The 12,422-nt window shown below is 73.8% G+C and carries 11 protein-coding genes; 3 read left to right on the top strand and 8 right to left on the bottom strand.

Features of this window, described 5'->3' with window-relative positions:
- Positions 1 to 7: 7 nt before the first annotated feature.
- Genes IH54_RS0118135 through IH54_RS0118150 form a run of 4 tightly spaced genes read right to left on the bottom strand, consistent with a single transcriptional unit; the run spans position 8 to position 4,467 of the window.
- Positions 8 to 787 (bottom strand): CDP-alcohol phosphatidyltransferase family protein, encoded by a 780-nt coding sequence (locus IH54_RS0118135; protein WP_078862317.1) that lies wholly within the window; start codon positions 785 to 787, stop codon positions 8 to 10.
- On the bottom strand, positions 765 to 1,826 hold the full coding sequence (locus tag IH54_RS0118140) for an iron-containing alcohol dehydrogenase family protein (protein WP_031518005.1): 1,062 nt from the start codon (positions 1,824 to 1,826) through the stop codon (positions 765 to 767). Before IH54_RS0118140 ends, IH54_RS0118135 begins: the two co-directional genes overlap by 23 nt.
- Entirely contained in the window at positions 1,814 to 2,566 is a 753-nt protein-coding gene (locus IH54_RS0118145) for a sugar phosphate nucleotidyltransferase (RefSeq protein WP_031518013.1), read from the bottom strand. Before IH54_RS0118145 ends, IH54_RS0118140 begins: the two co-directional genes overlap by 13 nt.
- Positions 2,563 to 4,467: a DUF5941 domain-containing protein gene (locus tag IH54_RS0118150; protein ID WP_420711781.1), complete on the bottom strand. Its 1,905-nt coding sequence runs from the start codon at positions 4,465 to 4,467 to the stop codon at positions 2,563 to 2,565. The genes IH54_RS0118145 and IH54_RS0118150 overlap by 4 nt, the downstream gene beginning before the upstream one ends.
- A gap of 482 nt (positions 4,468 to 4,949) precedes the next feature.
- Here IH54_RS0118150 and IH54_RS0118155 point away from each other — a divergent pair, with 482 nt between their 5' ends.
- A complete protein-coding gene (locus IH54_RS0118155) occupies positions 4,950 to 6,011 on the top strand; it encodes a cation diffusion facilitator family transporter (protein WP_078862318.1) in 1,062 nt (353 codons plus the stop codon).
- Positions 6,012 to 6,214: 203 nt separating this feature from the next.
- Entirely contained in the window at positions 6,215 to 6,817 is a 603-nt protein-coding gene (gene idi / locus IH54_RS0118160) for an isopentenyl-diphosphate Delta-isomerase (RefSeq protein ID WP_031518018.1), read from the top strand.
- Between the two features lie 87 nt (positions 6,818 to 6,904).
- Here idi and IH54_RS0118165 read toward each other — a convergent pair whose 3' ends face one another.
- The 3 genes from IH54_RS0118165 to IH54_RS0118175 all read right to left on the bottom strand — a co-directional run bounded on the left by IH54_RS0118165 (position 6,905) and on the right by IH54_RS0118175 (position 9,462).
- A complete protein-coding gene (locus tag IH54_RS0118165) occupies positions 6,905 to 7,375 on the bottom strand; it encodes an ATP-binding protein (protein WP_043181444.1) in 471 nt (156 codons plus the stop codon).
- A 310-nt stretch (positions 7,376 to 7,685) separates the two neighbouring features.
- Positions 7,686 to 8,573, bottom strand: a complete 888-nt coding sequence (locus IH54_RS0118170; protein ID WP_031518023.1) for a DMT family transporter — start codon at positions 8,571 to 8,573, stop codon at positions 7,686 to 7,688.
- Between the two features lie 49 nt (positions 8,574 to 8,622).
- Positions 8,623 to 9,462 (bottom strand): TrmB family transcriptional regulator, encoded by an 840-nt coding sequence (locus IH54_RS0118175; protein ID WP_031518025.1) that lies wholly within the window; start codon positions 9,460 to 9,462, stop codon positions 8,623 to 8,625.
- A gap of 400 nt (positions 9,463 to 9,862) precedes the next feature.
- On the opposite strand from IH54_RS0118175, the gene IH54_RS0118180 reads away from it, so the two are divergent.
- Positions 9,863 to 11,806 carry a putative Ig domain-containing protein gene (locus tag IH54_RS0118180; protein ID WP_107060198.1) on the top strand — a complete coding sequence of 648 codons (1,944 nt, stop codon included), beginning with the start codon at positions 9,863 to 9,865 and terminating at the stop codon, positions 11,804 to 11,806.
- 106 nt (positions 11,807 to 11,912) lie between these two features.
- Here the strand turns inward: IH54_RS0118180 and IH54_RS0118185 are convergent, their stop codons facing one another.
- On the bottom strand, positions 11,913 to 12,362 hold the full coding sequence (locus IH54_RS0118185) for a hypothetical protein (protein WP_159011922.1): 450 nt from the start codon (positions 12,360 to 12,362) through the stop codon (positions 11,913 to 11,915).
- Positions 12,363 to 12,422 lie beyond the last annotated feature (60 nt).

A 12,422-nucleotide genomic window follows, 5' to 3' on the forward strand; every position in this document is an offset into this window, starting at 1 on the left:
GCCCGCCTCATTTCAGCCTGCTGGAGACGAGGACCGATACGAGATGCAGCAGGGTCTGCAAAAGAGCGATTCCGGCCAGAACCGCGACGCCGAGCCGGGTGAAGAACAGGTCCCCGCGGATCTGGTCGACGACGGCCAGCACCAGGATCAGCAGCGAGGCCTCGATGCCCAGGATCAGCCGGTGGAACTTCAGCGCGGCGGCGGCCCGGCGGGCGAGCGCGACACCGGAGGAGCGCGGCTCGGAGGCGGCCTCCTTGACCGGCGGCAGCCCGCCCTGGTGCCGGGCGACGCCGACCAGGTCGGTCTCGGCCTTGATCAGGACGGCGCCGAGCGCGGCGAGGGTGCCCAGGAAGGCCCACAGCCAGTCGATCCGGCCGTCGCCGAACAGGTCCGCGGCCCGCAGCCCGAAGCCGACCAGCACGGCGGCGTCGGTGAGGTAGGCGCCGACCCGGTCGAGGTAGACGCCGCTGAGCGAGTACTGCTTCTTCCAGCGGGCGATCTCGCCGTCCACGCAGTCGAGCAGCAGGTACAGCTGCACCATCAGCACGCCCAGGACGGCTCCGGTGATCCCGGGCACCAGCAGCGCCGGGGCGGCGAGCACGCCGAAGACGGTCATCAGGTACGTCAGCTGGTTGGGCGTGACGGAGGTCGGCACGAGGTGCCGGTCTATGCGCAGGGAGACCTCGCGCATGTAGAGCCGCCCGGCCCAGTGCTCGCCGCTGCGCCGGTCCTTCACACCCGGGGGGTGAACGACGGGGCGCAGTTCAGCTACTGATGGTTTTGGCATAGTCGGCGTACGCGTCCCTGATCTCGGTGGCGGACAGGTCGAGGTGTTCCAGGATCGTGAAGCGGCCGGGGCGGGTCTGCGGCGCGAACGCCACCGCCTCGACGAATTCCGCCTCGCTGAAGCCCATCTCGGTGGGCAGCACCGGAAGGCCGTGCCGTCGCAGCGTCTGCGCGATCAGGCCGGAGACGCCGGGCTCGCCGCGCAGGTGCATCGCGAAGGCGGCGCCGAGGCCGACCTGCTCGCCGTGCGCGGCGGCGCGCGCGGGGAAGAGCAGGTCGAAGGCGTGGCTGATCTCGTGGCAGGCGCCGGAGGAGGGTCGCGAGTCGCCGCTGATGGACATCGCGATCCCGGAGAGCACCAGGCCCTCGGCGAGGACGCCGAGGAAGTCGTCGTCGCCGATCCCGCCGGGGTGGCGCAGTATGGCCTCGCCCGCGCTGCGGGCCATCGCCGCGGCGAGGCCGTCGATGCGCTCGCCGGTCTCGCGGTGGGACAGCTCCCAGTCGGCGATGGCCGACAGGTTCGAGACCGCGTCGCCGATCCCGGCGCGCAGGTAGCGGGCCGGCGCCTCCCGGATGACCTCCAGGTCGACGACCACCGCGATGGGCGTGGGCACGCCGTAGGAGCCGCGGCCGTTGTCGTTGTCCAGGGTGGAGATCGGCGAGCAGATGCCGTCGTGCGACAGGTTCGTCGCCACGGCCGCCATGGGCAGGCCGACGCGGGCGGCGGCGTACTTCGTGACGTCGATGATCTTGCCGCCGCCCAGGCCCACGACCGCGTCGTAGCGCTTGCCGCGCATGGCGTCGGCGAGCGTGACGGCCGCGTCGATGGTGCCGCCGGCGACCGGGAACCAGTCGGCGCCGGGCATCTCGGGGGCCAGCGCCTCGCGCAGCCGGGCGCCCGAGCCGGCGCTGACGGCGAAGGCGAGCTTGCCCGACGTGGAGATCCGCTGGTCGGCCAGCAGCCGCGACAGGTGGGCCAGCGCGCCGGCCCGGATGTCGACGACGACCGGGGAGGGGATCAGCCGGGTCAGTACTGGCACGCGATCTCCCGGCCCTTGGCGAGGTCGGCGTGGTTGTCGATCTCGACCCACGCCACGTCGCCGATCGGGGCCACGTCGACGGTCAGGCCGCGGTCGACCATCTCCTGGTAGCCGTCCTCGTAGTACAGGTCCGGGTCGCGCTCGAAGGTGGCCTTGAGGGCGTCGGCGAGGTCGGCGGCCGCCTCCGGCTCGATGAGGGTCACCCCGATGTACTCGCCGGTGGCCTCGGCCGGGTCCATGAGCTTGGTGATCCGGCGCACCCCGCGGCCCGGCTCGGCGACGACCTTCATCTCCTCGTCGGCGAGCTGCTTGGCGGTGTCCAGCGCCAGGATCATCCGGCGGCCCTCGCCGCGGGCCGCGAGCAGCGTGCGCTCGACGGAGACGGGGTGGACGGTGTCGCCGTTGGCCAGAATCACACCCTGGTCGAACAGGTCGCGCGCGCACCACAGGGAGTACGCGTTGTTCCACTCCTCGGCCTTGTCGTTGTCGACCAGCGTCAGCTTCAGCCCGTAGGCGGCCTCCAGCGCAGCCTGCCGCGCGTAGACGGCCTCCTTGCGGTAGCCGACGACGATCGCGGCCTCGGTGAGGCCGACCTCGGCGAAGTTGCGCAGCGTGAGGTCGAGCACGGTCAGGCTCTCCGGCGCGTCCTGCGGGCCGACCGGCACCAGGGCCTTGGGCAGGGTGTCCGTGTAGGGACGCAGGCGCCTGCCTGCGCCGGCAGCCAGCACGAGGCCGATCATGCGGGTTCTCCTGATTCGTCGTGTACGGCCGCGGCGGTCCCCGAGGTCACCCAGAAGCGGATGCTCTCGGACGCGACCAGCAGCGCGATGGCGCCGGCGAGCACTGCCAGCGTGGCCGTGAAGCCGGTGTGGTGCGCGGCGACGGCCGCCGTGAGGGCCACGACCAGCGTGCGGCCCTCGTGTCCGCCGGCGGCCAGCACCACGGCCCGCGGCGGCGCCCCGGCGCCCCCGCGTATGCGGTACACCGTGTCGTAGTGATGGTAGGCGACGGCGGCAACCAGGCAGAAAGCGGCGGGCAACGCCCCGTTCACCCCGCAGACGGCGGCGAGCGCCAGCGCGGTGCCGTACTCCCCCGCCCGCAGCAGCGGTGGGACCAGCCAGTCCAGCGCCCCCTTGAGCGGCAGAGCGACGGCCAGGCCCGAGGTCACGGTGTAGAGGACGGCGGCGAGCACCGGGTACCAGCTGCCCGCCGGGGCGAGCGCGGCGGTCGCCGTCACGGCGCCCGCGCCGACCAGCGCGGCGGCGGGGGCGGCGAAGCCGGGCAGCCGGCGGGCGAGCGGGCGCAGCGCGGCCGCCACGGTCTCGGCGAGCGGGCCGCTGTCGGCCAGGTCGGCGAGCGCCCGGGCGGCGCGGTCGGTGCGGGTCGCCCGCCGGGTGAGGGAGCGCAGGACGCGGCCCGCGGTGGTGTAGCAGGCGGCGAGCGCGCAGCCGACGAGCAGCACCACGAAGGTGATCCGGGGGGTGCTGACCGCGGTCAGCACCGCTATCAGCGCCCAGCGCTCGCCGATCGGCAGCACTATCATCCGGCGCGCCCACACCGTCCAGCCGACGCTGTCCAGCTTGTCGGACAGCGCGGCGGTGGGGCTGGTGTTGGCGGTGGCGTCGTGGTTGGCCTCGTTGAAGGCGAAGTCGACGACGTGCCGGCAGGTCTGCAGCACCATCGCGCCGAGCGCGAGCGCCCACACGTCGTCGCCGCCGCGGGCCGCGCCGAGGGCCAGGCCGGCGTAGTAGGCGTACTCCTTGGCGCGGTCGAAGGTCGCGTCGAGCCAGGCGCCGAGCGTGGAGTACTGGAGCGAGTAGCGGGCGAGCTGGCCGTCGGTGCAGTCCAGCACGAAGGAGGCGATCAGCAGCACGCCGGCGGCGACGAAGCCGCCGCGGGTGCCGGTGGCCGCACAGCCGGCTGCGATCAGCGCGACCAGCAGCGAGGCGGTCGTCACCTGGTTCGGGGTGAGGCCGCGGCGGGCGCACCAGCGCGCGATGTAGCGCGAGTAGGGGCTGATGAAGTGGGTGGTGAAGAAGCCGTCGCGGGATTTGACGGCGCTGCGCAGCCGTACCGACTCCTCGTCGACGGCGGCGATCGCTCCCGCGGCGGCCTCGGCGGCGGCGCCGTCGGCGGGCACCTCGGCGACCAGGACGCCCAGCTCGGGGCGGTGCACGGGCTCGCCCAGCGCGGCCAGCCGGACGGCGAGCGCGTCGGGCAGCACATCCGCCGCGTCCGCGTCGCCACGGCGCGGGGCGGGCAGCGACACGGCGCCCGCCTGCGCCTCGACGGCGACGCCTCCCGCCGCCTCGGACTCCGCCGCGGTGCCGGTGCCCTGGGCGCCCGCGGCGGCGCCCGGCTGCCCGGCGGAGCGCGGCGCGCCCGCGGCCGGACCGCCCGCGGCCGGCGCCGCGAGGGCGCGCAGCAGGGCGGGGCGGGCGGCAGGGCGTACGGTCAGGGCGCCGGTGACGGCGGCGGCGTCGAAGCGCGGGTCGGTCAGGGCCAGCCGCAGCGCGTGCCGGTGCCCGCGGAAGCGGCGGTCCACCACGGCCACCCGCTCGCCCGCGGGAATCCCGGCGATCCGGGCCGCCACGGCGTCGGGGGCGCCCGCCTCGACGACCTGGAACCCCAGCGCGCGCAGATCGTCGGCCAGCGGCGACGGCGAGCCTGCGGCGGGCGGGCCGGTGAGAATTGCGGTCGGCAGAGGAACCCACTCCCTGAACGTGTGCGAAGGCCGTGCCCGCGGGCGGTTTGCGGCGGCGCAACGGACCGCCCGGCACGACGGCCGAGGCTATCGGATGGACGACGAGAGTCGTTCACCGAGTATTGGCCCAAACTTGGCGCTTACGGCGTGATCATCATGCGCGATCGGCGCCGTCCCGACAACCGCCCCCTCCGCTACTGCGTACGGGTGACCTCGGCGGCCTTTCCCGCAGCCCCGCCGCGTGGCACATCATCGCAGGTCATCGCACATGACAACGGTCTCCAGTACCGGCTTGCCCACCAGGGGTGACCGGTGTTGACTGGCCGCCGCGGCCGGAGGTTCGCTGTGCCCCGGGCACCTTCCGCGTCGGCCGATTCCAGGACGGCACACGGCAGCGCAAAAGGGAAGGGGACGCGCCGATGGGGGCAGCACGCAGCGAGCCCGCCGAGGACGCCCGGCACGGCAGGCCGGGCCGCGGACACGGGCAGGGCCGCGGACAGGACGGCCACGGACACGGCCCTGGTCACGGGCACGGCCGCGGTCACGGAGGCGGCCACGGGCACGGCGGGCACGGGCACGCGCACGGGCTCGGCACCGCGACCGCCGCGCACCGCGGGCGGCTGCTGGTGGCGCTCGGCATCACCGTGCTGGTGCTGGCCACCGAGGTCGCCGGCAGCCTGCTGACGGGATCGCTCGCGCTGCTCGCCGACGCGGGCCACATGGCCACCGACGCCGCGGGCATCGCGATGGCGCTGCTGGCCGTGCACATCGCCGCCCGCCCGGCGAGCGAGCGCCGCACCTTCGGCTACGCGCGCGCCGAGATCCTGGCCGCGGTGCTCAACGCGGTGCTGCTCTTCGGTGTCGGCGCCTTCATCTTCGCCGAGGGCGTCTCCCGCCTGGTGTCCCCGCAGCATTTCGCCGGCGGCGCCACGATCGTCTTCGGCCTGGTCGGCATGGCCGCGAACACCGTCTCGCTGCTGGTCCTGATGGGCGGCCAGCGCGAGAGCCTGAACGTGCGCGGCGCCTTCCTGGAGGTGATGGCCGACGCGCTGGGCTCCTTCGCGGTCGTGGTGGCGGCCGTGGTGTTCCTCACCACCGGCTGGCGCGAGGCGGACGCGGTGGCGTCGCTGCTGATCGGCGTGCTGATCGTGCCGCGCACCTGGCGGCTGCTGCGCGAGGCGGTGGACGTGCTGCTGGAGGCCGCGCCCAAGGACGTGGACATGGCCGAGGTGCGGCACCACATCGAGGGCCTCAAGGGCGTGGAGGGCCTGCACGACCTGCACGCCTGGACCATCACCTCGGGCCTTCCGGTGCTGTCGGCGCACGTGGTGGTCAGCCAGGACGTCCTGGAGGAGGTGGGGTACGAGAAGATGCTGCACGACCTCCAGGGCTGCCTCGGCACCCACTTCGACGTCGAGCACTGCACCTTCCAGCTGGAGCCGGCCGGCCACGCCGAGCACGAGGCGCGGCTGTGCCACTGAGCCGCTGACCGCGCCGCGCACCCCCGCGGGCCGCCCCCCGTACCACCCCCGCGCCACAGTGCGCCGGTGCCGGCGGCCTGTCCCCGGGTACGCCCTGAGGTGCGGGTATAGCCGCACCATGGACGGGTCCCGCGGAGTGCGCGATCAGCGGGTGCCCGGGTGAGGCAGACTGAGGACCCGTCGTCGAAACACGAAGGATGGTTATGCCTACCAGCCCTGCCGCCGGCACCCCTGCCACGCCGCCGTCCACGGTCGAGGCCGCGGAGCCGATCATGCTGGAACTGGTCGACGAGGGCGGTGTGACGATCGGCACAGCCGAGAAGCTGTCGGCGCACCTGGCCCCGGGCCGGCTGCACCGGGCGTTCTCGGTCTTCCTCTTCGACGGCGAGGGCCGGATGCTGCTCCAGCGCAGGGCACTGGGCAAATACCACTCCCCCGGTGTGTGGTCCAACACCTGCTGCGGGCACCCCTACCCGGGCGAGCCGCCGTTCGTCGCCGCGGCGCGGCGCACCGCGGAGGAGCTGGGGGCCGCGCCGGCGCTGATGCGCGAGGCGGGCACGGTGCGCTACAACCACCCGGACCCGGCGTCGGGCCTGGTGGAGCAGGAGTTCAACCACCTCTTCGTGGGTCTGGTGGGCAGCGAGCTGCGGCCGGACCCGGAGGAGATCGACGACACCGCGTTCGTCACGCCCGAGGAGCTGGCCAAGCAGCGGGCCGACGGCACGTTCTCGGCGTGGTTCGGCACGGTGCTGGACGCGGCGCTGCCCGCGGTGCGCGAGCTGACCGGGGGCGGCGCGGGCTGGTAGCCGTCCGCCCGCGCCGCCGGTCCCACGCCGCCCCCTGACCGCCCGCCGACCCGCCGCCGCCCGCAGGTCCGGCGCATCGGCGGGCGGTCAGGGGGCGGGCGGCTGCAGGGGCACGGCCGCCCAGATCACCTTGCCGCCGGAGGGGGTCTGCGCGATGTCGCAGGTGCCGCCGGCCTCGGTGGTGATCGTCTTGACCAGGAGCAGCCCGCGGCCGCCGGTCCTGGCGTGGTCGGCCTCCAGCGCCTTGGGCCGGTAAGGGTGCTGGTCCTCGACCGCGACCCTGATCCAGTCCGGGCCCACCGCGACCTCCACGTCCAGCTCGGGCGACAGCACGGCGGCGTGCCTGACGGCGTTGGTGACCAGCTCGGAGACGATCACCAGCAGCCCGTAGAGGATGTCGTCGTCGATCGGCACCCCGAGGTCCGCGACGAGGGTGCGCACGCCGTGCCGCACCTGCGGCACCGAGGCGTCCTCGGCGGCGGCGGTGAAGCGCCACACTCCTTCGTACGGTCCAGGAGCCGGAACCTGGTCGTGCGCGATCCTCCCGCGGACGTCCATGACCGCACCCACCATCGCCTTCGGTTGTGAGTCCCCGCAGGCACCGCCGGTCGTCCGGCGGCGTCCGCCCTCATGGCACGAGTGTCGTGAAGGCCGCACCCCACCAGCGCGGGAAACCGTAAGGTCCGCATCTTTGGGCGTTTCGCGACCGCTCTCGACCGCTTGTGCCCGCGATCCGACGCACTTCGACCGTATCGGCGCCACATATGACCGCGGCGCATGCGGGGCCGTCGCCGGGTACGGACGTGGTACGGACCTGCCGTCGCCGGTTGTCGGGCGGCGGACGGCGGACGGCGGACGGCTGGGCGCGTCAGCGCAGCCGGGTGGCACCGACGGGTTCGCGTTCGGCGCTGCCGGCGGGCATCGCCGGGTGCCGGCCGAGCAGCACCACGCCGACCACGATCGCCGCGAGCCCCGCGGCCTCCCAGGCCAGCGCGCCGGCGGTGAAGCGCAGCCGGTCGCCGAGGAAGCCCACCCCGCAGACGATGCCGGCGATCGGCTGGGCGGCGGTGAGCGACGGCAGCGACATCCGCAGCGGTGCCATCTCGAAGGCGCTCTGCACCAGCAGCATGCCGGTCAGCCCCAGCCCGCCCACCGCGTACGGCTGCCAGGACACCAGGAGCTGGCCGATCCCCTGGTCCTGGACGATCTGGCCGCACACCCGGGTGAGCGAGTCCTGCAGCCCGTAGAGCAGCCCGGCGGCCAGGCCGAGCAGGGCCGCCTCGCCGGACCGGGGCAGCCGGCGGGCCTTGAGGGTGAGCAGCAGGGCGAGCCCGGCGACGGTGCCGAAGACCAGCCAGTGCCGCAGCGCGCCGGCCTCCGCGCCGCCGCCCCTGGGGCGCCCGGCGACGATGAAGGCGGTCACGCCGAGGGCGAGCAGCCCGACGCCCAGCCAGCCGTTCCAGCCCAGCGGCTGGCCGGACAGCCGGCGGGACAGCGCCATCGCGAAGAGCAGGTTGGTGGCGGTGAGCGGTTCGACGAGCGAGATCTCGCCGTATCCGAGGGCGATCGCGCCGAGCACCTGGCCGCACACCATGAGCCCGACGCCCAGCAGCCAGTCGGGCATGTGGATCAGGTCGAGCAGCAGCCGGAAGGACAGGAAGTCCGCGAGCGGGGCGCGGGCTGCCGCGCGCTGCTGCAGCACGAAACCGAAGCCGAGGCAGCAGGCGGCGCCCAAGCCGAGCAGGAACACGGCCACGGGCTCACTGTAGCCCCGAAGCCCGTGGTCACGGGTGCACGCGCGCGTGTCAGGAGTGGATGGCGCCCGCGTCGGGGGCCAGTGCGCCGGCTGCCGTGCGGGAGCTGTCCCACACGGTCAGGAAGGCCAGCCGCAGGCACGCGGCGAGGGCGGGGTGCTCGATGTAGAGCGCGGTGGTCGCGCCGGTGCCGGCGACCGGGTCGGGCATGTCGCACAGCACCAGCCGGGCGTCGGCGACGATGAGCTTGAGCGGCAGCTCGTCGGTGAAGCGGCACTCCTCGCCCGCCGCGCCGAAGCGCCGTACGTTCTCCAGCACCTCGCCGTCGTCGAGCGCGTCGCGGGTGTAGATGGCCCGCACCGTCCCGCCCGAGCGGTGCAGCCGGCGGGTGGCGCGGATGCCCGCGGTGTTGGCGGCGGGGGCGACGAAGGGCGGCTTGCAGAAGCTGAGCAGCTCCTCCCGGGCGTGCGCCTGGATGTCGGCGAAGGCCTCGGCGATGGCCTTGGGGTCGCGCAGGATCTCGACGTAGTCCAGCGGCACGGTCTGGTCCCGGCCGTCCGCCCAGACCGGCACGAGCGCGGAGGTCAGCGCGGTGGAGACCCGGTCGAGACGCTCCAGCTGCTCGCGCTGAAGGGTCATCAGCCGGGCGACTGCCAGCTCCGGGTCGACGGCGGAGAAGGTCGCCACCCGCCCCGGGTGCGCGACGGCGAGCCGCCGCCGGACGAGCGTGTCCAGCACGTCGTACACCCGCTGCCGGGGCACGTCGGCGGCGCGCGCGACCTCGGCCGCGGTGTAGGACTCGCGGCGGACCAGGGCGAGGTAGACCCGCGCCTCATAGCGCGCGAGACCCAGCGCGACAAGGTCTCCCACGGACTCTTCCTCGGTGTTCATCGCGTCACAACGTATACGTCCCTGATCGCTCACGGCAGCGGGCAGGGGACCTGTGACCACGGATTCGAGGGAAAGGCTTTGCCATTACCCGGTGGTCCCTTGGCGCGCGTTTCACTACGTTCAGCATGGCCACCACTGAACGTGGTGACAGTGAACGGGCATTGACAACTCTGGTCAACGTGATCACCGGTGAACGTGCGCCACACACGAATGTCCCAGTCGGAACCGTTCGATGGTTACTTGTCATGACCCTGACAGTTTGACCGTCCGGCGGACCCTCGGGAGCCGATCCCCCACGGAGGGCAGTTCATTGCAGCTGACAAGTCCCGGCCCGATCAGACGAGCCGTCCGCCGCGCCGCGGTGGCGATCGTCGCCTCGGGCGCCCTGATCACCGGCGGCATGCTCGCCACCGCGGCCCCGTCGTCGGCGGCCGCCGTACCCACCACCGGGACCGCAGCCACCGGTGCGACCGGCAGCGCGGCGAGTTCCACCACCGCGCACCTGTGTGCCAAGGCGTCCACGCCCGGCGGGATGTCCTGCCTGGCGCTGGCGCGTACCGACGTCGTGCACCACCTCGGCATCAGCCCCGACGCCACGCCGTCCGGCTACGGGCCGACCGACCTGCAGAGCGCCTACGCCCTGCCGTCGTCGGCCGGCTCCGGCGCCACCGTGGCCATCGTCGACGCCCAGGACGACCCGAGCGCCGAGGCCGACCTGGCGACGTACCGCAGCCAGTACGGCCTGCCGGCCTGCACCACGGCCAACGGCTGCTTCAAGAAGGTCAACCAGACCGGCGGCACCAGCTACCCGACCGCCGACTCCGGCTGGGCCGGCGAGATCTCGCTCGACCTCGACATGGTCAGCGCGGTCTGCCCGCAGTGCCACATCCTGCTCGTCGAGGCCACCAGCGCGAGCATGGCCAACCTCGGCACCGCGGTGAACGAGGCGGTCACCCTCGGCGCGAAGTACGTCTCGAACAGCTACGGCGGCGGCGAGTCCTCCTCCGACACCAGCTACGACTCGTCGTACTTCAACCACCCGGGCGTCGCCATCACCGTCAGCTCCGGTGACTCGGGCTACGGCGCGGAGTACCCGGCATCGTCGAAGTACGTCACCGCCGTCGGCGGCACCGCGCTGAAGCGCGCCAGCGGCACCAGCCGCGGCTGGAGCGAGACGGTCTGGAACACCTCCAGCACCGAGGGCACCGGCTCCGGCTGCTCGTCCTACGACGCCAAGCCGACCTGGCAGGCCGACACCGGCTGCTCCAAGCGCACCGTCGCCGACGTCTCCGCCGTCGCCGACCCGGCCACCGGCCTGGCCGTCTACGACAGCTACCAGGCCAGCGGCTGGCAGGTCTACGGCGGCACCAGCGCCTCGTCGCCGATCATCGCCTCGGTCTACGCCCTGGCCGGCACCCCGGCCTCCGGGACCACCCCGGCGTCGTACCCGTACGCCCACACCAGCGCGCTCAACGACGTCACCAGCGGCAGCAACGGCTCGTGCAGCGGCAGCTACCTGTGCACCGCGCAGGCCGGCTACGACGGCCCGACCGGCCTCGGCACCCCGAACGGCACGTCCGCCTTCACCAACGGCACCTCCAGCGGCGGCAACACCGTGACCGTGACCAGCCCCGGCAGCCAGTCCACGGTCGTCGGCACCGCGGTCAGCCTGCAGATCCACGCCAGTGACTCCGCCTCCGGGCAGAGCCTGACCTACTCCGCCTCCGGCCTGCCCGCAGGCCTGAGCATCAGCTCCTCCACCGGCCTGATCTCCGGCACCCCGACGGCCACCGGGACCTCCTCCGTCACCGTCACCGCCTCGGACTCCACCGGCGCCTCCGGCTCGGCGTCCTTCAGCTGGGCGGTCACCTCGACCGGCGGCGGTGGCACCTGCACCGCGGGCCAGCTGCTGGCCAACCCCGGCTTCGAGAGCGGCAGCACCGGCTGGACGGCCTCCACCGGCGTCATCGACAGCAGCACCGACGCCCCGGCCCACTCCGGCTCCTACAAGGCCTGGTTCGACGGCTACGGCACCACGCACACCGACACGGTCTCCCAGTCGGTGACCGTCCCGGCGAGCTGCTCCACCGCGACCCTGAGCTTCTACCTGTACATCTCCTCCGACGAGGGCACGGGCACGGCGTACGACAAGTTCACCGTCGCCGCCAACGGCACCACCGTGGCCAGCTACAGCAACGTCAACCAGGGCACCGGCTACGTCCAGCACAGCGTGAGCCTCAGCTCCTACGTCGGCAAGACCGTCACCCTGAAGTTCACCGGGACCGAGGACTCCACCCTGGCGACCTCCTTCCTGCTCGACGACACCGCTCTCAACGCGAGCTGACCCCCGCCTCCTGACGGGACGTCGCACCGCTTGTCGCGCGACGGGCCCGGACCGGCCCCCACTGCCGGTCCGGGCCCGTCGCCGTCCGTCGGGACGTCCGACCGGGTCAGCGGACGTCGACGGTCAGGCTCCACTGCGTGACGGCCAGGCAGCTCACCTTGCCGGGCTCGTCCGGGCAGGCCCGCGCCGTGCCGCCCACCTCGGCGCGGCCCGCGGACACCCCGCGGTAGACGCCCGGGGCGACCTCCTCCAGCGCGTCGCCCCGCACCGTGCCCGGCTGCGGGGCCGAGCCGTTGCGCACCCGCAGCGTCGCTCCGACGTCCAGGCAGATGGGGGCGCCGCTCCCGCCCTTGCGGAAGAGGGTGTAGACGACGTCCCCGCACTTCGCGGCCGTGCTCCCGGCGGACGTGCTCGCGCCGCCGGGCGCACCGGGTGCGGGGAGCGTCCGTGTGCCGCCCGAGCCGGAGCCGCAGCCCGCGGCCAGCACCGCGGCCAGCACCGCCGCCGCCGCGAGCCCCGGCCGCAGCACCGTCCCGGCAAGCGTCCGATGGCGCATCGGGATCCCCTCTCCCACCGCTTCCCCCGCCGCCGCGGGCGGGTCCGTCGGCGATGGGAC

The organism is Streptomyces sp. NRRL F-5123, from assembly GCF_000721495.1.
Lineage (GTDB): Bacteria > Actinomycetota > Actinomycetes > Streptomycetales > Streptomycetaceae > Actinacidiphila.